25 protein-coding genes and 1 riboswitch are annotated in these 20,654 nt (G+C 44.4%); of the genes, 5 read left to right on the top strand and 20 right to left on the bottom strand.

What is annotated here, in order from left to right:
• Positions 1–15: 15 nt before the first annotated feature.
• The 3 genes from HMPREF0083_RS04245 to HMPREF0083_RS29285 form a co-directional block, all read right to left on the bottom strand.
• A complete protein-coding gene (locus HMPREF0083_RS04245; protein ID WP_021619831.1) occupies positions 16–423 on the bottom strand; it encodes a PaaI family thioesterase in 408 nt (135 codons plus the stop codon).
• A 107-nt stretch (positions 424–530) separates the two neighbouring features.
• Positions 531–1,094, bottom strand: a complete 564-nt coding sequence (locus HMPREF0083_RS04240; RefSeq protein WP_051354526.1) for a YidC/Oxa1 family membrane protein insertase — start codon at positions 1,092–1,094, stop codon at positions 531–533.
• Positions 1,075–1,500, bottom strand: coding sequence for a hypothetical protein (locus HMPREF0083_RS29285; RefSeq protein WP_021619829.1), 426 nt, complete (start codon positions 1,498–1,500; stop codon positions 1,075–1,077). The genes HMPREF0083_RS04240 and HMPREF0083_RS29285 overlap by 20 nt, the downstream gene beginning before the upstream one ends.
• Positions 1,501–1,682: 182 nt before the next feature.
• Here HMPREF0083_RS29285 and HMPREF0083_RS04235 point away from each other — a divergent pair, with 182 nt between their 5' ends.
• Positions 1,683–2,246 carry a thioredoxin family protein gene (locus HMPREF0083_RS04235; RefSeq protein ID WP_021619828.1) on the top strand — a complete coding sequence of 188 codons (564 nt, stop codon included), beginning with the start codon at positions 1,683–1,685 and terminating at the stop codon, positions 2,244–2,246.
• A gap of 92 nt (positions 2,247–2,338) precedes the next feature.
• Positions 2,339–2,497 carry a YycC family protein gene (locus tag HMPREF0083_RS26990; protein ID WP_081696000.1) on the top strand — a complete coding sequence of 53 codons (159 nt, stop codon included), beginning with the start codon at positions 2,339–2,341 and terminating at the stop codon, positions 2,495–2,497.
• A gap of 98 nt (positions 2,498–2,595) precedes the next feature.
• Here HMPREF0083_RS26990 and HMPREF0083_RS04230 read toward each other — a convergent pair whose 3' ends face one another.
• From HMPREF0083_RS04230 to HMPREF0083_RS04210, 6 genes are all read right to left on the bottom strand, one after another.
• Positions 2,596–2,961, bottom strand: coding sequence for a DUF779 domain-containing protein (locus HMPREF0083_RS04230; RefSeq protein ID WP_040301449.1), 366 nt, complete (start codon positions 2,959–2,961; stop codon positions 2,596–2,598).
• A 25-nt stretch (positions 2,962–2,986) separates the two neighbouring features.
• Positions 2,987–4,507: an aldehyde dehydrogenase gene (adh, locus tag HMPREF0083_RS04225; protein ID WP_021619825.1), complete on the bottom strand. Its 1,521-nt coding sequence runs from the start codon at positions 4,505–4,507 to the stop codon at positions 2,987–2,989.
• A gap of 35 nt (positions 4,508–4,542) precedes the next feature.
• Positions 4,543–4,971, bottom strand: coding sequence for a GlcG/HbpS family heme-binding protein (locus tag HMPREF0083_RS04220; protein ID WP_040301448.1), 429 nt, complete (start codon positions 4,969–4,971; stop codon positions 4,543–4,545).
• A complete protein-coding gene (locus HMPREF0083_RS26985) occupies positions 4,871–5,311 on the bottom strand; it encodes a glycerol dehydratase reactivase beta/small subunit family protein (RefSeq protein ID WP_021619823.1) in 441 nt (146 codons plus the stop codon). Before HMPREF0083_RS26985 ends, HMPREF0083_RS04220 begins: the two co-directional genes overlap by 101 nt.
• Complete coding sequence (locus tag HMPREF0083_RS27830) at positions 5,308–5,484, bottom strand: propanediol/glycerol family dehydratase large subunit (RefSeq protein ID WP_021619822.1); 177 nt, start codon at positions 5,482–5,484, stop codon at positions 5,308–5,310. The genes HMPREF0083_RS26985 and HMPREF0083_RS27830 overlap by 4 nt, the downstream gene beginning before the upstream one ends.
• 112 nt (positions 5,485–5,596) lie before the next feature.
• Entirely contained in the window at positions 5,597–5,863 is a 267-nt protein-coding gene (locus HMPREF0083_RS04210; protein WP_021619821.1) for an AraC family transcriptional regulator, read from the bottom strand.
• A gap of 338 nt (positions 5,864–6,201) precedes the next feature.
• On the opposite strand from HMPREF0083_RS04210, the gene HMPREF0083_RS04200 reads away from it, so the two are divergent.
• Positions 6,202–6,408: a hypothetical protein gene (locus HMPREF0083_RS04200; protein ID WP_148315857.1), complete on the top strand. Its 207-nt coding sequence runs from the start codon at positions 6,202–6,204 to the stop codon at positions 6,406–6,408.
• A 38-nt stretch (positions 6,409–6,446) separates the two neighbouring features.
• On the opposite strand, the gene HMPREF0083_RS26980 is transcribed toward HMPREF0083_RS04200, so the two are convergent.
• Together HMPREF0083_RS26980 and HMPREF0083_RS04190 are read right to left on the bottom strand one after the other, a co-directional pair.
• The gene (locus tag HMPREF0083_RS26980) at positions 6,447–7,052 is read right to left on the bottom strand and encodes a 3D domain-containing protein (RefSeq protein ID WP_021619818.1); all 606 of its coding nucleotides are present in this window, start codon (positions 7,050–7,052) and stop codon (positions 6,447–6,449) included.
• Between the two features lie 264 nt (positions 7,053–7,316).
• Positions 7,317–8,456 (bottom strand): aminotransferase class V-fold PLP-dependent enzyme, encoded by a 1,140-nt coding sequence (locus HMPREF0083_RS04190; RefSeq protein WP_040301443.1) that lies wholly within the window; start codon positions 8,454–8,456, stop codon positions 7,317–7,319.
• Positions 8,457–8,800: 344 nt separating this feature from the next.
• Between HMPREF0083_RS04190 and HMPREF0083_RS04185 the strand changes: the two genes are divergently transcribed.
• Positions 8,801–8,995, top strand: a complete 195-nt coding sequence (locus tag HMPREF0083_RS04185; protein ID WP_040301442.1) for a hypothetical protein — start codon at positions 8,801–8,803, stop codon at positions 8,993–8,995.
• A 53-nt stretch (positions 8,996–9,048) separates the two neighbouring features.
• On the opposite strand, the gene HMPREF0083_RS04180 is transcribed toward HMPREF0083_RS04185, so the two are convergent.
• From HMPREF0083_RS04180 to HMPREF0083_RS04140, 9 genes are all read right to left on the bottom strand, one after another.
• On the bottom strand, positions 9,049–9,675 hold the full coding sequence (locus HMPREF0083_RS04180) for a fumarylacetoacetate hydrolase family protein (RefSeq protein ID WP_021619812.1): 627 nt from the start codon (positions 9,673–9,675) through the stop codon (positions 9,049–9,051).
• A 37-nt stretch (positions 9,676–9,712) separates the two neighbouring features.
• Positions 9,713–10,498 (bottom strand): SDR family oxidoreductase, encoded by a 786-nt coding sequence (locus tag HMPREF0083_RS04175; RefSeq protein ID WP_021619811.1) that lies wholly within the window; start codon positions 10,496–10,498, stop codon positions 9,713–9,715.
• A 149-nt stretch (positions 10,499–10,647) separates the two neighbouring features.
• A complete protein-coding gene (locus HMPREF0083_RS04170; RefSeq protein ID WP_021619810.1) occupies positions 10,648–11,472 on the bottom strand; it encodes a M55 family metallopeptidase in 825 nt (274 codons plus the stop codon).
• 208 nt (positions 11,473–11,680) lie between these two features.
• Positions 11,681–13,249: a fatty acid--CoA ligase gene (locus tag HMPREF0083_RS04165; RefSeq protein WP_021619809.1), complete on the bottom strand. Its 1,569-nt coding sequence runs from the start codon at positions 13,247–13,249 to the stop codon at positions 11,681–11,683.
• Between the two features lie 27 nt (positions 13,250–13,276).
• A complete protein-coding gene (locus tag HMPREF0083_RS04160; RefSeq protein ID WP_021619808.1) occupies positions 13,277–14,122 on the bottom strand; it encodes a MetQ/NlpA family ABC transporter substrate-binding protein in 846 nt (281 codons plus the stop codon).
• 24 nt (positions 14,123–14,146) lie between these two features.
• On the bottom strand, positions 14,147–14,809 hold the full coding sequence (locus HMPREF0083_RS04155) for a methionine ABC transporter permease (protein ID WP_021619807.1): 663 nt from the start codon (positions 14,807–14,809) through the stop codon (positions 14,147–14,149).
• Positions 14,802–15,566 (bottom strand): methionine ABC transporter ATP-binding protein, encoded by a 765-nt coding sequence (locus HMPREF0083_RS04150; protein WP_021619806.1) that lies wholly within the window; start codon positions 15,564–15,566, stop codon positions 14,802–14,804. The genes HMPREF0083_RS04155 and HMPREF0083_RS04150 overlap by 8 nt, the downstream gene beginning before the upstream one ends.
• A gap of 101 nt (positions 15,567–15,667) precedes the next feature.
• A riboswitch (SAM riboswitch) is annotated at positions 15,668–15,784 on the bottom strand.
• Positions 15,785–16,047: 263 nt separating this feature from the next.
• A complete protein-coding gene (locus HMPREF0083_RS04145; RefSeq protein ID WP_021619805.1) occupies positions 16,048–17,463 on the bottom strand; it encodes an amidase in 1,416 nt (471 codons plus the stop codon).
• Positions 17,456–17,641 (bottom strand): hypothetical protein, encoded by a 186-nt coding sequence (locus HMPREF0083_RS04140; RefSeq protein WP_021619804.1) that lies wholly within the window; start codon positions 17,639–17,641, stop codon positions 17,456–17,458. Before HMPREF0083_RS04140 ends, HMPREF0083_RS04145 begins: the two co-directional genes overlap by 8 nt.
• A 270-nt stretch (positions 17,642–17,911) precedes the next feature.
• Between HMPREF0083_RS04140 and HMPREF0083_RS04135 the strand changes: the two genes are divergently transcribed.
• Positions 17,912–20,191, top strand: coding sequence for a sigma-54-dependent Fis family transcriptional regulator (locus tag HMPREF0083_RS04135; protein ID WP_021619803.1), 2,280 nt, complete (start codon positions 17,912–17,914; stop codon positions 20,189–20,191).
• Positions 20,192–20,654 lie beyond the last annotated feature (463 nt).

Genomic DNA, 20,654 nt, shown 5'->3' with positions numbered 1-20,654 from the left:
AACGGCAGGCGAATGCTACTGCTTCAGCACCCGGAAGCTTCCCGTAGCCATCGCCAGCAGCATCCCGTCTTCTGCCTCAACCCGCGCTTCAGTCGTGATCGTACGCTTCGTACGATGTACGATGCGACCACGGGCATACACTTTACCTGTATTGACAGCAGCCAAATAATGAATATTCATATTGGTCGTTGCCTGATTTTTTTCTCCCTGCGAACGGGCCGCAAGTCCCATAGCGTTATCCAATAACGTAGCGTATACACCGCCGTGCAACGTCATGTTTCCATTCATATGCTCATGTGCAACGGTAAGCGACAACACAGCTTCTCCTTCCTCAATGCTTTCAATCGTACACCCGACGTACTTCCAGAACGGTACATCGGAAAAATAGCTTTTCAATTCCTGTAAATATTGCTCATCAGCCATCTTTTATCCCCCATCATATGCAGTATGTATGTACATCTTATCTATTAAAAAATGACGAAGAAAGAACCCCCGCTCCTTCTTCGTCATTTTATTATCTATTCTTATCGTTAAGCCTGGACCCTCATTTTTCTATTCAATAACGACTGGCCCCAGACGGTGCGGTAAAACAACCGCTCCAGCAGGCCGAACATGGACCCGGCAATCCAATATAAGCAAAGGGCGACCGGTGCCTTCCACAAAATAAGCAGAAAGAAAGGCACCATCAGAAGGGCGGTTAGTATTCTTTGCCGATTCGATACGGTCGTTCCAACACTTGGTGACAGCGGCAGAAAACTGGTCAGACAAGCAAGCGAAGCCGCAGCAATAGGTAACACATGCCACGGGTCAGACTCGGCAAATGTCAGAACCCACGGAATTAAAAAGGAAGACATCGTAGCTCCATGCGTAATAAACAACGAATACATCCCCATAAAAATCGGCATCTGCAATAGCGCAATCGTAAACATGGCCATTGGCTTTACGCCATATTTTTCATATATTTTTCTTGTTTCCATCATTAAATCAGCCGGCTTGTCCTTATAACGCTCCCTCAATGAAACAAGTTCGGGCTGTATCTTCATCTGCAATGCCTGTTGCCGGGCTACCCGCAGGCTAAACGGAAACAGCAGCAAACGGACGAACAATGTAAGCAACAGAACGGCAATTCCCCAGTCCTGAGCCAAATGAAACAAGAAGGTAAGCAATGGAACCAAGAGTACCGTAATCGGTTGTGATAAAGCGTGCATGTATTTTCTCCTTTCCTGAATAAGCGGATTTATCGGCTTTTTTCAGGAAAGACAGCGGTTCTTCATCTCCAGTAGATGATTCTTTCACCGGACATTTGCGGCGCACACATAAAAAACGCCGTACGGTCGCTTCTGCTTCTATGCAGGAACTACGCTCATTTTCCGCAGAGGCCACACCTGCAATAGCTGGGTGATACGCCTTTCCCGCTCTTACTGCTGCAAAGCATCCTACTACAAAGGTGGATATCCAAAACATCATCCACAAAAACGAAATATCAAAAGGTAGCTCCATTGCGTTCCCTCCCTTCTTGTTATTTTCCTGTCATATGAAATTATACACTATGCTGTACGCATAATATAAGGGTGAGTTTCAAACTTCCATGTACATACAATTACTGTATAACACATTTGCGAGAAGGATTTTTTTGCCGCTTCGACGAAACACAGGATATACGTTATGAAGGAGGAACGAGCATGAGTGTAAACCTGAAAGCTAAAATCAAAACAGGAAAATCTCCGCAGCAGTTCATGGAGGAAATGTCAAAAAATAAGGAAACATTTCATGATTGGTACACCCGCTTCACCTGGCCCGCAGGAGAACAGAACTTCTTCCAATCGCTTCAGCAACGGGATGACATTCACTGCATGATTCTGGCCGCAGACTGGTGCGGGGATGTTGTTCGCAACGTGCCTGTTATATTCCGGGCTATGAATGAGGCGAAAATCCCCACTGAAATCCTTATTATGGAAGAAAACCTGGATGTGATGGATCATTTCCTAACAATGGGCGGACGCGCGATTCCAATCGTTCTTTTCACCGATGCAGACGGCAACGTGCTCGGCAAATGGGGGCCTCGACCAGCTAATGTACAGGCGATTATGACGGCATTTAAACAGGAAAATCCAGATCGAAATGCACCTGATTATGATGAAAAAATAAAGGATACAAGGGCAAAAATGCTACAGGAATACGGAGAAGGCACAGGATATCACGCCATTATTATCAAGGAGCTGCACGAAATCCTTTCCTCTCTATAAAGCACAAAAAAACGGTTATAAGAACCGCTCTTTTCTTCGCTGTACACTCAGTCTGGTATAATGGATAAAAAAGTGAGGAAGGGGGCATGAACATGAAACCAAACCCGATTTCCCTTGAAACAGCCAAAATGTTATCCGAGAAATTAAATGTGCCTATTGAACAAATTATGCACATGCCGCAGCATATTCTTCTGCAAAAGCTAACCGAGATTGCCAAAAAGGAGAATACAGGCACAAAAACCGTGGAATAGGAATTAATAGCAAAACAGCATAAAAGCGGAGCGGGAACCCCTTTCCCACTCCGCTTTATCCGTTCCAAATTTCCCATATAATGAAAAACACCCGTTTTCTATTTGCTACCCAGCACCTTCCGTTCCTCGTCCGTAAACACTCTTGAACGAGTCAAAAACCGTACACCTTCCGGACCTTCTAGTGAAAACATACCGCCCCGTCCGGCCACTACATCAATAATCAACTGCGTATGCTTCCAGTACCCGTACTGTGATTTGCTGATATAGAATGGGCTGTCCCCGATTTCGCCCAGCAGAATATCCTGATCCCCCACCAGGAACTCATTCCGCGCATAACACATCGGCGAACTTCCATCGCAGCAGCCCCCGGACTGGTGAAACATCAAGGGCCCATGCCTATCCTTCAATTTTTCAATCAAAGCGAGCGCTTTGTCTGTTGCCAGCACCCGTTTGACTTCTTCCATACCTTCACCTCCTGTATACGCAAGCTTAGAAGAATCCTTGCGCTTCCGGTGCATAACTAACGAGAAGATTCTTTGTCTGCTGGTAATGATTGAGCATCATTTTATGTGTTTCGCGTCCGATACCGGATTGCTTGTATCCGCCGAATGCTGCGTGGGCCGGATACATATGATAGCAATTCGTCCATACACGCCCCGCTTTAATTTTACGTCCCATGCGGTATGCCGTATTCATATCCCGTGTCCATACGCCTGCTCCAAGACCATACAGCGTATCGTTCGCTATCTGTAGCGCTTCCGCTTCGTCTTTAAATGTCGTTACCGAAACTACCGGTCCGAAGATCTCTTCCTGGAAGATGCGCATGTCGTTATTGCCCTTGAAAATAGTTGGCTTAATATAGTATCCGTCCTTTAGATCGCCTTCAAGATAATTGCGTTCGCCCCCTGCTAGGCATTCGGCTCCTTCCTGTAAGCCAATATCAATATAGGACAGAATTTTCTCGACCTGCTCCATTGATGCCTGTGCTCCAATCATCGTTTCCGTATCCAGAGGATTTCCTTGTTTAATCCTTTTCACACGCTCAATTGCCCGTTCCATAAATTCATCATAAATCGCTTCATGAATCAACGCACGGGAAGGGCATGTGCATACTTCACCCTGATTAAGAGCAAACATGACGAATCCCTCAATGGCTTTATCAAAGAAGGCATCATCTTTAGCTGCCACATCCGGGAAGAAAATGTTCGGTGATTTTCCTCCCAGCTCCAGCGTGACCGGAATGATATTTTGCGAAGCATATTGCATAATTAGACGCCCTGTCGTCGTCTCGCCAGTGAATGCAATTTTGGCGATGCGTGGATTAGACGCAAGCGGCTTACCCGCTTCCACACCGAAGCCATTCACGACGTTCAGTATACCCGGCGGGAGCAAGTCTTCAATTAATTCTATCAATACCATGATGGAAGCAGGGGTCTGTTCAGCCGGTTTTAGTACGACGCAGTTGCCTGCTGCAAGCGCAGGGGCCAGCTTCCAGCATGCCATTAAAATCGGGAAATTCCACGGAATAATTTGACCGACAACACCAAGCGGTTCATTGAAATGATAAGCGATTGTATTCTCATCAATCTCACTGATGGTTCCTTCTTCCGCACGTAAAATACCGGCAAAATAGCGGAAATGATCAATCGCCAATGGAATATCGGCAGCCATCGTCTCCCGCACCGGCTTTCCGTTATCCCATGTTTCCGCAACGGCTAATAGCTCCAGATTCTCTTCCATCCGATCAGCGATTTTATTGAGGATACGGGCCCGTTCAGCTACCGGTGTATGGCCCCAGCTGTCCTTGGCAGCATGGGCTGCATCCAGCGCAAGCTCAATATCTTCTGCCGAAGAACGGGCAATACGGCAGAATACCTGGCCATTGACCGGGGAAATATTTTCGAAATACTCCCCTTTAACAGGTGCTGTCCATTTGCCTCCGATATAGTTATCGTACTGCGATTTAAAATTCACCTTTGCTTGCTCCTGTCCCGGTTGTGCAACGATCATATTTATTCCTCCCTATTTCATTGTAAAATTCGATCCTATGCTCCAGCCTCAATCATCATTGTTTCGAATGCTTTTACTGCCGCTTCCGCCACACGCACATCCTGCTCCACAGATCCACCGCTTACGCCCACCGCGCCAATAATCCGGTTTTCTGAGCGCAGTGGAATGCCACCACCAAACAGTATAATGCGCCCCTTGTTAGTCGTGTTAATGCCGTATAACTCTGCACCTGGAGCACTAGCTTCCGCTAAACTTGCGGTTGGCATCTTGAGAGCGACAGAAGTCCACGCCTTGTTCTGTGCAATATCAATGCTTACCAAAAGCGCATCGTCCATTCGATGACAGGCGACGAAATTACCGCCTTCATCCACTACCGAAATGACCATCGGGACACCGATCTGACGCGCCTCTTGCTCGGCATGCTCTATCATTTCTTTTGCTATGTCCAATGTCAGTCCACTCATTTTCCTCATCCTCCTTTCTACTTTTAAACGGCATTCCTTTTACGAGGCAGGCTGCATTTTGCCCTGCTGTTCTCCCGTTCACTGGTTCGAACAGGTAAGGCGAGCCGCGCGCCAACTTTATATGGCAGATAGCGCTCCCGCCCTGCTTTTCTACGCCGATACCGACATCCAATAAAGAAAGTGCAGCCGCATACCGGCCCAATTCACAAGCATCACAACCCGTTCCTTCCATGTGAAAAAATGGTACACCTTCTTCTTCCAATCCTGCAAAGATAGCATCCAGCACTTCTTCTCCTGTTCCTTTTTCATAGAGTACAGAAACACCAATCTTCTGCTTCACCCGATCACCTCCTGCGCAGCGGATAATACAATGGATGGCTTCGGATCATTCGGGCTTGTCATGGCTACAAACCCCATCTCTGGCCATTCCATAACAAACCCATCCTGATGAATCGGCTGCGACTCAAGTACCCGAAAGCATCCAGAACGTTTTGTTTGCTGTGAAACTTGCATATTTTCACCCCTTCTGTTATCTCACCTTCTTCACACAATAATTATAATTTTCAAACTATTGTTCGTATCTGTACTGTAATGACCTTACCTAGCATTCTCTTTACTTTCTATATTAGAATAACGAATGCTGAAATTGGTATGGTGGAAGATTCGGCATCGCTTTCTCCAGACGTATTTGAATAATATAATCCATCAACGTCAAGCCTGTCTTCTGCTTGAATAGCCGACTGACATATTGCGGATGCAGGTGAACGAGTTCAGCCAAGCTCTCCAATGTCAGCTCCTCAGCTAGATTACGTTTAATGTATAATTTCATTTTGTAAATCGGATGTGTTTCTTCCGCATCCTCTCCACCACAATATCTTTCGGTGTCCAGCATTCAAACCGGTAAGCCGGTTTGGTCATATATCCCAGCCTTGCACATTTATATTCTGTTTTTCTTGCAGGATGTTTGAGCACCTGGAAATGTTGACACGTAGCGCAGCAATGATAATCCCGTTCCATCCGGCGCCTCCACAATTTTATTTTTTTAAACTTTATCATGTATAGAAAATTGTCACAAGTGAAATAAGTTTAATTTTTTTGATATAAGTGTAGAAAAAGAAGGAAACATGATGAAATTTCGGCAAATCTCGTAGAATGCTTTCTGAACTATGCAGAAAACATTCCACTTATTTCGAAGCAGCCGCCCGTGCGAGAAATATCGCCGGAGGCACGATGACACAGGCCGCGCTAGCCATTGCCCAATTGTGCTATGAAATTCTGCTACGGGACAGGTACAAAGCAAAAGTAGCCTGCGAACGCAGAGTCGTAACCGAAGCGCTTACCAACATTGTAGAGGTGAACACGAAGCGAAGAGGCTCTCGGCGCAACCATCCACCCTTATGCACTAACAGCATAAAAAAAAGAGTGGCTGAAAGCTGAATCTTTCAGCCACTCTTTTAGCTTTCGGTATCGTTTACTTATTCAATCACCTTTACCGTTACGTTTTTACGTCCCCACTGTAGCGCTTGCTCACGTTCAGGGAAAAAGACGTCAATTTTCTTTCCCTTAATCGCTCCGCCTGTATCACCTGCTATTGCCGTACCATATCCTTCTACATAAACCCTAGAACCGAGCGGGATGACAGACGGATCTACAGAAATCACTTTGGCGCCCGGATTCTCCTTTAAGTTAATTCCCTGGGACGTTACCCCGGAACAGCCCGCACAATTGGCCGTATAGGCCGAGCTTTCAACTGTCATCACTTTACCTTGGCGCGCGTTCTCGCCTGATGTATTCAGTGCCTTAAAAGTTTTCGGTCCAGCAATGCCATCAACATCCAGCCCTTTCGCGCGCTGAAACGATTTTACGGCAGCAACGGTAATTGTGCCATAATAGCCGGTTGCTGTATGAAAATCAAAATATCCCTGATTTTTTAAAGCAAACTGCAATTCACGCACATCACTGTTTTTCATACCATAGTGCAGCGTTTGCTCTCCCATGGAAGCCTGAGCCATAAATGGAGCACTAACCATCATTCCGGCAGCAGCAGTAGAGACAACAATTTTCTTTAGCGGTGTAAGCATACTGATAGATTCCTCCCATTCCTCTATCCAATAAGCTTCCGCTTCTTCCTCCTGTCACGCTTAACAATATGGACATTATATAAAGAATTTTTGCGGGTTAAAAGAGAATCTCCTCATTTTGCGAACATATAACCAAATTCCGTTTTCCTTCTGTTTTCCAACTTTCGTACCGGACAAAAATACATCCATTACAGGCGGGACCTGTGGTTGCTCCAATTGCATAACATGGAGAAATCAAATACTGCCAGATGCCTAAAAGAAATATTAACGACTATTGATAAGAGCGATAAGTTCATCTATTGCATACTTTATTTCCTCCTTCGTATTGTAAAAATGCGGAGCAATTCGTATAACATCCTTTCTCGCAGATACAACAATATTCTTCTCTTTTAATCGCATCTCGACTTCAGACGCATTCCCCACATAAAAAGATATCAGACTTGATCTGTATTCAGCGGATTGCGGACCTGATATACATAAGCCTTTCTCTCTTCCATATGCTAAAGCAAAACGGGTTACCTCCTGAAGATAAGCATAGATGTTATGCACACCAACATTATGCAGCAATTCAAGGGCTGCATGGGCTGCATACATGCTGATAAAAGAAGGCGTTCCGGTTTCAAAACGACGGGCACCTACTTCCGGAGCAATCTTGCAAATATCAAACATTGCTGTCTTCTTCTGCCCTAGCCAGCCTGTTACCCTGGGCTCCATTCGTTCGGCAAGATTCTTTTTTATATATAAAAATGCCACCCCTGGAATTCCCAGCATATACTTACGGGTTCCAGCAACCAATATATCAATATCCATTTCTTTTACATGAATCGGAATGTGTCCCGCCGATTGATAAGCATCGACGAATAAAAGCGAACTTTTGCTATGTACAATGTCTGCAATCTCTCTAAGATCTTGCTTGTATCCATTGTAATAGCATACATGCGGTACACACGTAAGCAATGTATCGTGTGCAATCTCTTTCTCATACTGCTCCGCACAAATCATTTCATTCGAAGAGCGAATAAACGATACGTTGGCCCCAAACTTCCGCTGTGCAAGCCATATGTGACCAACAGTCGGAAAATCTAATTCCGTACATACAATTTTGTTTTTTCCTTGCTGATAGGAAAAAGAAGTAGCCAATGAAGAAATAGCATCCGAAGCAGAAGGCAATACAGCAACCTCGTCCGGCTCTGCTCCGATTATATCAGCAAACTTCCTTCTGGTTGCTTCCATCCTCTCCATCGCAAGGCTCCAATTGTTTCCCATCGTAAGCAAATGATGATGATACTCCTCAATCGCATAAGAAACAGGTTGGGCCAATGCACTTTGGGAACAACTGGCGAGATATACATGTGTGGACAATATAGGAAATAAAGAACGGTATGAGTCATATGGATGCCTCATTACTTTTCCTCCTTACAGCTAAGAACATTGTCTTTCTACATACTCCATAATATTTTTCATATCTGCTGACAACAGCTTTGTCAGCTATTCCAATTCGTTCATCTTCTTCCGTACAGGAAACGAACCGATGCACGGTTAAGGCATATCCGCTCTGAATAGCACTGAATAACCAACATTCTTATAAATACATAATATTTTCTTGATTGTACAGTATCGAAGCAAGCCAAAAAGAGGTATACTATTCGTAAAATACAGTCTATTTTCTTCATTGCGTATACTATACAACACCTGAGTAGTTACCACCCTTGTACTATACTTTAAAAATGGAAGTGGGGAAAGAGCATATGGGGAATGAAAAAATCGTAGTATTAATGCCGTTAAGCGGGAGCATTTTATGGGAAACATACGGTGAATCGTTCGGCTATCTGCAAATACCTTCCTCACTGAAAGTTCCGCTGAACGAAGTTGAAGTCCGGAAAGAATGGATCGCGGAAACCGAACGAGGGGTTCTTTACTTGCAACGGGAATGTGCTGAATGAAGATTTGATAGAGAATAGGAAAAGCGAAGAGCGATCTCCCTCTTCGCTTCGTTTTATTTCAATGAAATAACACACTCTCCCCAGCGTTCAATACCAAAGAGAAGCTCCAGCTTATCACCATCCGCTACCGGGCCAACACCTGCCGGTGTACCAGTATAAATAATATCTCCTGATCCCAGACCAAAATGCTCGGCAGTAAACTCAACAATCGTCTGCATATCGAACAGCATATCGCGTGTATTGCCCTGTTGTACTGTTTCACCGTTTTTCACAAGAGAAAAATCGGTTTCTTGACATGCTATCATTCCCGGGAACGGGTGGAAAGAAGTCAGAACTGCCGAATTCGGAAATCCTTTCGCTTTAAGCCACGGATGACTCTTCTTTTTCAATTCGCTCTGTACATCACGCAGTGTGAAATCAATACCGAGAGCCATCTTGTCCACCGCTTCCTCGATTTTCATGCCTGGTTCATACGGACGGGCTATATGAAGCACTACTTCTGCTTCATAATGCACCTCGCCCTTGTTTCCAGGCAACTCAATCAACTGTCCATTCGCTTCAACAAGCGCATGTGTCGGCTTTGAAAAAAGAAACGGGGAAGTCGGCACTGCATTTCCCAGTTCTTCAGCATGAAGGCGATAATTTCTTCCCACGCAATAAATGTTACGTATCTCGTTCATCTGTACCCTTCTTTCATCCGATCAAACTTATATTCATCTAGACAGATGTCACCATACCGCCGTCGACAAGCAACGTGCTCCCTGTAATATATGTACTTGCTCCTGAAACGAGAAACGTCACCACTTTAGCAAATTCCTCCGGATCTCCGTACCTTTGGAGCGGAATGGCCTGCTTCGCCTTCGCTTCTACTTCCTCCTTGGAAATACCACGCTTCTCCGCATTCATCTCATCCAGATGCGCTACGCGATCCGTAGCAATACGCCCAGGCGCCACCGTATTAACCAGGATATTGTACGGTGCCAGCTCCATCGACAACGTCTTGGCAAGACCTACAACTCCCAGGCGGAACGTATTGGAGAGAATTAACCCCGGAATCGGCTGCTTGACGGAAGAGGAAGCAACGTTAATAATTCGACCGCCTTCCTGTTTCATATCGGGCAAAACTTCCCTGATTAAGCGAATATAGCTCAGCAGATTCAATTCGAATGCCTGCTGCCACTGCTCATCTTTCAGCTGCTCGAATGTGCCTCCCGGCGGCCCTCCTGCATTATTAATCAAAATATCAATTTTGCCGAACGCTTCACGTGTCGCCTGTACAAGAGATTTAATCTCATCGTAATTCATAATATCTGCACGATGATATGCCACGCGGCCGGTCCCTAATCGCTCCAGCTCTTCTTTCACCTGTTGCAGCTTTTCCTCCTGTCGGCTTGTAATCATAACATACGCGCCTTCCCTAACAAGCTGTTCAGCAATAGCTCTGCCGAGCCCCTGACTTGATGCGGCAACAAGAGCAACTTTTCCATTCAATTTCAGTTCCATATTCGCGGACCTCCTTTTCCTCCATTATTGTAGACTGTCTCTTATAATTTCACAATGGCGCGACCACGTATCTGCCCTTGTAAAATACTTGCGAGTGTCTGTGGTAGTTCATCCAGTGTAATCTCCTGCATACAATTGTCCCCTTTCTATTAGCAAAATGAAGTTTTCATCGCCAATTCAGTCATGACAATCATTGCCTGATACGCTTCTAGAATATCCTTGGCCCGGTAGCGTACGATCGGTTCCCCATCTTCGATTTCTGTTCCCGGCATCAAAGCTGCCCACTCCGCCTGGCCATGATTTGCGAACTCGATGGTCAGGACAGGATTCTCTGGCGGCGTAAGCGGCTTTACGTTCCTGCGATTTTCAATTGCCTGCTTCGTCTTCTCCCGCAGTAGCCAACCTGCTTTTTCCGGTGTCAGGCAGAGCGCGGAAGTACGGGATATTTGGCGCTTAACTACCGCAGTAGTAATTCCGGGAATCAATGCTTCCGCCTCGACTGCCGTCTCGTCATCACCTGCCACCAACAGGAGCGGTACTCCATAGTGTCCGGCTACATACGCATTAAAACCAAGCTCACCAATCGGTTGATCATTGATGTACATATTTCTTACACCGAAAATCATCGTATGGCTAAGTACGCCTTTTCTTCCGGCCCGTGAGTGATAGCCGAGAAATATCGCACCTGCGTATGTATCGTCCAACCCCTGTACCATCGAAAACGGCTTGACATCTCCTGAGATTAGCTGTGCCTCAGGGTGCAGTCTTTCAATCAGCAGATTGTTCATCTTGGAATGGCTATCGTTAACGACAACATCTTTAAAGCCTTCCTGAAATGCGGCTTCGATAACATGGTTAGCTTCGTCGGTCATCAATTTCTGACCGCGCTGATAATTGCGTTCCTTTGAATCTACGAATGTTTGGTCCACAAGACCGGTAATGCCTTCCATATCAACAGAAAGATAGAGTTTCATATATTCACTTCCTTATATTTTTTCTTAAGCGTAAATATTCGATATTCTCTTGCGTTTTTCCTTTCTATCGTGAAAACAATTAATCATGTCGCATCACAAACTAACTTGCTTGCGCTTAATTCCGTTATCGTTAGCGAATCCATTCAATAACATATCAAAAATCGGAAAACAAAAACGAGTCCCGTTCTATGCAGGGACTCGCTTTTATTTAAGGCGTTACAGTTTGTTTTTCGAGGACGAACTTTTGAATTTTTCCACTGGCCGTTTTCGGCAACTCATCTACAAAACAATAAGCGCGCGGTCGTTTGTATCTGGCAAGTCGATTTCCTTCAACAAGAAATGCGTCCAGTTCTGACTCGCTTACCTGACTGTCTTTGCTCCGGACAATGTAGGCAAGTACAATCTGCCCCCATTTCGAATCCGGTTTACCGACAACCGCTACTTCACGTACACCGGGATGTTCGATAAGCTGATCCTCTACCTCACGCGGATAGATGTTCTCTGCACCGGAAATAATCATATGATCGATCCGATCGCGAATCCATACGTACCCTTCTTCATCATACTGACCCATATCTCCAGTATGGTACCAACCGTATGCCAGCGCCTTTTCCGTCGCCTCGGGACGGTTATAATACCCCCCCATCATACATGGCCCCTTCACAAGAATCTCACCGATGTCTCCTGGCTGGCATATATCGTCGGGATGAGTAGGAGAACCATCTGGCTGCACTCGGCAGATGCGCAATTGGTGCGTAAGACTTGGCTTACCGGCAGAGCCTGCTTTCCTTAACTGTTCATCCGCGTACAATACAGACATGCATGGACCCATCTCTGTCGTACCGTAAATTTGAATCAAATCAGCACCGATCTTCTCTTCAAATTCGCGAATCAGCACAGGAGCCATCGAAGCGCCCCCATATTCGAGTAAGCGCAGGGAAGAGAGGTTATATGCATCGAAATCATCAGCATGCAGCAGCATATTCACCATCGTCGGAGCGGCAAACATATGGGTTACCCGCTCTGTTTCAATCGTATGCAGTACATGCGAAGCATCGAAATGATGCAGTAGCACATTCGTTGCACCTACCTGTACACGTGGTAAAAACGATGTATGCAGCTCTGCTGTATGATTCAATGGTGCAGCAGCCAGACCGACATCCTCTTTCGTCAGCCCCATGCACTGCATCATCATAAAGTTATGGTGAACTTTGCTCCGATGTGTATGCAATACTCCTTTCGGACGACCGGTCGTACCGCTGGTATACATCATGATACAGTAATCATTCTCTGATACAGCTATCTCTGGACGTACCTGTTCTTCCGCTTCTAGCAGCGTATAGAAATCCAGCACACCTTCCGGCAGCTTTTCATCGACATAAATATAATGTTCTACAGGACTCCCAAGCTCCCGGGCTCTATCTACCACCTCTGAGCCCTGTTGTTCATATAGCAATACCTTTGCTTTGCCATCCTGTAGAATATACTGTAATTCATGTGCAGCCAAACGATAGTTTACTGGATTGAAAATGGCGCCAATTTTCGCTACGGCAAACAACGCCACGACAAACTCACTTGTATTGTATAAGAAAGAAGACACCACATCGCCTTTGTCCACGCCCAGGCGCAAAAGCGCCTGAGCAAATTGGTTAACTTTTTGATCCAGTTCGGTGTAAGTCCAACGGTGGTTTTTGTTTTCATGTTCGTAAACCAAAGCGGTTTTATGCGGAAAGTTGCGTACCGACCACTCAAGAGTTTCTCCGATCGTTGTGCTCATCTTATTCCTTCACCTTTCTGTTTTCCGTTATTTCATATAATCCGGCTTGATAAATCCTTGGAACTCCTTATCAATTACATCTTTAAATTCTTGGGATTTATACGCTTCTACCAAATCTTTTACAAATTGTTTATCCTTATCCGCCGTTTTAATCGCTACGAGGTTCATATATTCATCTGGAATTTTTTCTAAATCGAGCGCCTCTGTCAGCTTCAGTCCTGATGCGATCGCAAAGTTACCGTTAACAAACGCATAATCTGCGTCATCAAGCGAACGCGGAAGCTGAGCTGCCTCAAGCGGAAGCAATTTAATATTTTTCTTGTTTTCCACTACATCCTTCTCCGAAACGCGCAGCAAATCCACACCATCTTTTAGCTTAATCCATCCAAAATTCTGCATCATAACAAGCGCGCGCGCCTGGTTTGTTGGATCATTCGGCAGTGATACGGTTGCACCTGGCTGGACTTCATCCAATGACTTATGCTTGTGAGAATAAATACCGATTGGTGCAGTCGGTACTTGAATCAAATCTTCGATCGGCAAATTATGTTCTTTTGCAAAGTTCTTCAGATAAACAACATGCTGGAATACGTTGGCGCTCAAAGAACCTTCGGCAAGTGCCTGATTCGGCTGTACATAATCGTTAAACTCAATCACCTTCACGCTGTAGCCCTTCTTCTCAAGCACCGGTTTAATTCCTCGATTCACCTGATCGCTATAAGGTCCAGCTGTTGCCCCGATCACAATTTCCTTCGTGTCTCCTTGTTCCTGGGGCTTGGCTGCCGTTTGTTCATTCTTCTGTCCGCCGCAAGCTGCCAAGAACGCCGCAAATAATAAAATTAGTCCAATAAGAATAAATGGTTTTATTTTCATGATGATTCCCCCTAAAATGTTTATCTAACGTTTATCCAAATAATGCGCAAGGCGATTACCTGTAAATTGAATGATTTGTACAAGCGCAACCAGCAACAAGACCGTAACGACCATTACATCTGTCTGGAAGCGGTAATAACCGAATCGGATTGCCAAATCACCGATTCCCCCGCCGCCTACTACGCCAGCCATTGCGGAATAAGAAAGAAAGCTGACTATCAATACCGTCAATCCGAGCATCAACCCGGAGCGTGCCTCAACAATCAGGACTTTCCAGATGATTTGATATGTGGACGCTCCCATGGCTACTGCGGCTTCAATTACCCCTTTCGATACTTCGCGCAGCGATTGCTCAACAAGACGGGCAAAATATGGAATGGCTGCAATGGAAAGCGGAACGGCTGCAGCGACAGGTCCGATAGTTGTGCCAATGAGTACACGTGTTAACGGAATGAGCGCGACCAATAAAATCAAGAATGGAAAGGAACGAACAATATTCACAACAGAATTGATGACCCGGAATAAAATTGGTCTCTCCAATAGCTGACCTTTACTTGTGAGGAAAAGCAAGATACCGAGTGGAGTACCGAATAAGAGTGCCGCTCCGATTGCAATGCCGACCATAAGAAACGTCTGTACGATAGAAATGCCGATTTCAGGCAGCAATGGAATGACATTATCAAACATGTGCGATCCCTCTTTTCTCACTGATCTCTTCCTCAAACAGTAGCTTGGCGATATCGGTTTTCGGTTTGATCTCCCGGTCAGAAAGCGATATTTTCTCTACCAGATGCCCGTTCTCCATAACTGCTACCTTGTTGCAAATTTCCTTTACTACATTCATCTCATGCGTAACAAGCAAAATTGTTACACCTAACTGCACATTGATTTCTTTTAAAAATGCGAGAATGGTTCGTGTAGTCTGCGGATCGAGCGCTGAGGTCGGCTCGTCACACAACAGTACTTTCGGTCGGTTGGCAAGCGCACGAGCGATGGCAACACGCTGTTTTTGTCCGCCGCTCAGCTTAGACGGATAGCTATCAGCCTTCTCCGTTAATCCTACGATTTCAAGGCATTCCCGAACCCTTTGCACCCTTTCTTCTTTCGTGATACTAGCGACTTCAAGCGGAAATGCTACATTTTCCGAAACTGTTCGATTATTTAATAGGTTGAAGTGCTGAAAAATCATACCGATTGACTGTCGTGCTCTACGCAGTTCTTTTTTGGATAGTCCAGTTAATTCCTGACCACCAACATATACCTCGCCTGCATCCGGCTTCTCCAGCAGATTAACCAACCGTAACAGTGTGGATTTTCCAGCACCGCTAAATCCGATGATGCCGTATACGTCTCCTTCCTCTACATGGAGCGATGCTGGTGATACTGCCTGAAACGTGCCACTAGGCGTTTTGTAATTTTTGCTAACATTCTGTACTTTAATCATGCTCTTCACTCCCTTTTTCTCTCCTGGTGTGGCTCAAATAAAACAAAAACGACCTCTCGCTTGGCAAGAGGTCGACGAATGCATCTATAGATTCGCCGGACCTCTTATCTTTCAGCGCGCATGCACTGCTGGAATTGGCACCGCTCGAATTTTCATCTAAAAATTCGATGGTTGCCGAGGTTTCATTGGGCCAGTCCCTCCACCTCTCTGGATAAGAGTCCGAAATGCTCTCGTGTTCAGTTGTTGCTTTTATTTTAGCAGATTAAACCACAAAGTCAACTAGGAATTATATAAATATTTTTTAAACTAATGTTGTTGGAAGATGCAAATCCACAGCTAAAGGAAGGGGGAAACGTATTCTCGGCGTCTCACACCGGGTCCGTTTTGCGACTAATTGGGAAGCCCATAAAGACAGCCAAATGGCGTGATGGACATACATAATAGAAAGCCAGAACGAATTTGCCCTGGCTTTCTTTCTCTTTTAGGAAATAGCTAAATCAGGTTTTCTTCCTTTAAGAGGATTTGTTTTTTCTACTGCATAGCCTACATTTAATACGGTTCCTTCCTTGAATGCAGGACCTATAATTTGCAGACCGACTGGCATTCCCTCCTTAAATCCGCACGGTACGGTTAATGCAGGAAGGCCCGTTAAGTTGCTGGGTCCTGTGAAGCGAATGATATGATCAATTAAATCTACTTTTTCTCCATTTAGATCGGCATACTCTTCCCCTATTTTCGGCGGAATAATCGGTAATGTTGGCGTAATGAGAACGCTTACTTTTTCAAATGCCTTTTGAAAGTCAAATTTAAGCTGTCTTCTTATTTGTTGCGATTGAAGATAGTCTACTGCTGAAGGAAGCTCACCTAATTCAAGCAGAAGTCGGATATCCTGGCCAAAATCCTCAGGTCTTGTAAGAAGATTTCGATGATGAATTGTGGCGGCTTCTGCCAGGATCGTAATCATCTCAGCATATTCTGCGTATTTCAATGATGGAATACTTACTTCTTCCACCTTTGCCCCCTGATCAACCAGATGCTGAATTCCCTGTCTAACCAGCTTTTCGACCTCGGAATCAACATGGTTAAAAAAGTATTCTTCATTAATGCCTATGACCAAATCTTTAACATTGCCAGTTATCTGTTCCATATAGCTTCCTACTGGAACGTTGACAGAGGTCGGATCATTTTTATCGTATCCTGCAATCACTTCCAATAGTGCCGCTGCATCTTTCACCGTTTTCGTCATCGGCCCGATGTGATCAAGCGACCATGCAAGCGGGAAGCAGCCATATTTGCTCACCCTACCGTGGGTTGGCTTCAACCCTACAATTCCGCAAGCTGAAGATGGAATCCGTATCGAACCTGCCGTATCCGTTCCTAAAGAAGCAACGCTCATGTCAGCGGCAACAGCAGCACCCGAACCTCCACTCGAACCTCCGGGAATTTTTTCTGTGTCCCAGGGATTGCGGCAAGCACCGAAATGCGGATTGTTGTTCGTTATGCCCCATGCGTATTCATGCATGTTTAGCTTTCCAGTAAAAATAGCACCAGCTTCCCTTAGCTTGCTTACTACTGTCGCATCAAAATCAGATACGAAGTCTCCATGAATTCTGGAAGCCATCGTAGTTATTTCGTTTTTGAAATATAAATTATCTTTAAGTCCCATTGGAATCCCATGATACATTCCACGATAGTTTCCATCCGAAATCTCTTTTTCTGCTTGCAGGGCTGCTTCTTCCGCTTGCTTACGCGTAATAGTAATATAGGCATTAATCCGCTCATTATGCGATTCAGCATGCTTCAGTACCTCTTGGGTCAATTCCACAGGGGAAAGCTCTCTTTTTTGAAGTAAAGGTGCTAATTCTTCTACAGATTTCGTTACCAGTTCTCTACTCAACGTGATCACCTCCAGGAGTAGACGTAAGGGCGATATCGTAATCATCCAATACAGCATGTTCAATATCTGCTTTTAAATATTGAATGGACTGCCAGCGTTGCTCCAATATATCAAGATGACTCTCCGACACTTGCACACCTTTACTCTTCAATACATCACGAAGTATTACTTTCATCATCCATTCCCTCCTCTATCTGAATTATGCCTATCCTATAAATATCCATGCTTCCTCCTCTTTAATCTCCTTTCCATTTTCAGTCCTTTTTAAACGCAAAAGTCATACCAACCTGAAAACCTTGCAAAACCAGCCTTGGAAAAATATTATGTGTTGCAAAATCGGACACGAAATTTCAAAATATTTATACTTTTGATATAATAAAACATATAAGAGACTTTGTCCGATTTTTAGACGAGTGTCCGAAAATAAAACATAAGGAGGAAAGGGTACATGAATATCAAAGTCGGGCTATTGTTTTCATTAACCGGAACGACTGCCTTAACAGAAAGAGGACAATGTGATGCAGCCAAATTCGCAATAGAAGCATATAACGAAGGAAACCATAAGGTAGAAGCACTTGTGCGCGATATTTGTTCGGACCCAGCAAAAAGCGCTGAAGAAGCGGAGGCACTCGCTAAGGCAGGAGTAAAAATTTTTATAGGCTGCTATACCTCGGCTTGCAGAAAAACGGTTCTTCCTATATTGGAAAAATATGATTGTCTTCTCGTATATCCTACACTATACGAAGGACGTGAATGTCATCCAAATGTTTTTTATACAGGAGAGGTTCCAAACCAGCAGATTCATACGCTTCTTGACTATGTCACTCACCGCTTCGGAAAACGAATCTATTGTGTAGGAACGGATTATATTTATCCACGGGAAACAAACCAGCAGGTTAAAACATACGTAAATGAAAGAAACGGGTCTATAATTGGAGAACAGTACGTGCCATTTGGCCATCAAAACTTCTATGACATTCTGGAAGATATTCATGTAAAACGGCCTGATGCCATTTTTTTAACGCTTGTGGGCCAAAGTATTATTCCATTTTATAGAACGTACCGTCGAATGAAACTACAGCCTGAAAAAATTCCTATTTTTAGTCCGATTACGAAAGAAACGGAAATTGCAGCGATGGGTGCCGAGTTTGGAGCTGGACATTATAGTTCAGCCAGCTATTTTCAATCGCTTCACAATCCGTATAATACGAGCTTTGTAAATGAACTCCACCGTTATATCGGCTCAAATCAGGTTATCTCTTCTGTCATGTTTAATACGTATTTAGGCACAAAGATGATCATAGAAAGTATTATTGAAACAAAGAGCCTGGATCATCGAATGCTCTTTTATCACTTAAGCGGCCAAAAACTTGAGACTGCCTGTGGAACCTTGCTTGTCGAAGAAGACCATCGACATCTTTCTCGGCCTGTAAAAATCGGCAAGGCTTTGCCTAATGGACAATTTGAAATTGTCTGGGATTCCCAGCGAAACATCCCCCCCAAGCCGTTTAAAGAAAAAAGTAAAGCGCCTGAGCACTTAAATGAAATTACGCTGGAAGCCTGGGGCCAAATTAGCGAAGAAGCGCTTCTTGTCATGTCCGAAGATAATCATGTCTTATATCTGACTAAAAAGGCAGAGGAGCTAACCCATTTACAGGAAGGACAAGCCCTTACACCAGAAATGATTCAAGGCTTGCATGATTCATTTGAAATCAATCACTACGGAGCAAAACACCAGCGCATCCTTTTGCTTAGACCAAAAATAACCACCCGTCCATCCGGTTCCTTCTATTGCTTTGACCGTATACGTACAAGAAATTACGAGTATGAGCTAGAGCTTGAGGTAGCCAAGCTTGCATCCCAGTCGTCTGCCAACGTTCTCATACTCGGAGAGACCGGTACCGGAAAAGAAGTTGTTGCCCAATCTATTCATAATCAAAGCGAAAGAAGAAACGGTCCTTTTATTGCTGTAAATACGGCATTATTGCCCAGGGAGCTTATTGCCAGCGAATTATTCGGCTTTACAGATGGGGCTTTCACGGGCGCTAAAAAAGGAGGGGCCATTGGCAAATTTGAAGCAGCGAATAACGGAACACTTTTCCTGGATGAGATTGGTGATATGCCACTGGAGCTTCAGGCTGTACTGTTACGGGCAATTGAATCAAAAAAGATTATGCGGCTTGGAGAAAATAAGGAAAGGAAGGTAAACGTACGAATTATTGCTGCAACACATCGAAACCTGCAAGAAGAAATTGCGTATAAGGGGGCTTTCCGGGCGGATCTCTTTTATCGTTTGAATGTATTATCTATAACAATCCCTCCGCTTAGCGCAAGACCGGAAGATATTGAGCATCTCTGCCAGGAGTTTCTAAATGAGTTTCATCACAGTCATGGTGAAGGTCCAAACAAAATCAGTGGTGAGGCACTACAATTATTCATTCAGTATCATTGGCCGGGAAATATTCGTGAGTTAAGAAATGTACTGGAGCGTGCCTTCTTACTTTGTGGAAGAGAAAAAAGCCACATACAAGTGAAGCATTTACCAAGAGCACTAAAAGGACATTATCAAAGAAAGAGCACTCATACTGAATCACTAAAAGAGATGGAACGGAAGATGCTAGAACAAGCGCTCAGACAAACAGAAACGATTACCGATGCCTCTAAGGCTCTTGGAATCGCTCGAAGCACGCTATACAGAAAACTAAAAGAGTTCCATATTACACGGTGATAACTTGAAGATCCATAACGATTGAAAGTACATCTTATTACTTTTTTATAAAGTGAGCTATTCTTTCCGCACAGAAAGGATAGCTTTTCTTATTGATTGTACATAAGGTAAATTTTTATTCATGCTTTTTTTGAACGATGCATTTAACGGATGGATTATTATTTATCGACTTAAAGCAAAAACCGGAAACTTGACCGCAGTACCCCTGAACAACTTAAAGGATATACCTGGCGCAGCCTAGTATGGGGTTTTTACTTCCTCCCAATCTTATAAAGCCGGACATATGTCCGGCTTTTGAACTGACCTCATTATTAAGGGCGAAAATATTATAGTTTTCACAAGGTTGTACGAATATTATTGCCCTTTATCTGTATACAACTGCATATCATTCACGAGAATATCATACAGGACGCTATGTTGCTTATCCAAGGTTTCCAAAAACAGCTTGCCGGTTGTATCGTCT

The organism is Aneurinibacillus aneurinilyticus ATCC 12856 (assembly GCF_000466385.1).
Lineage (GTDB): Bacteria > Bacillota > Bacilli > Aneurinibacillales > Aneurinibacillaceae > Aneurinibacillus > Aneurinibacillus aneurinilyticus.
The sequence above is the reverse complement of the archived record's forward strand: the minus strand, read 5'-3'. Positions and strand labels throughout refer to the sequence as shown.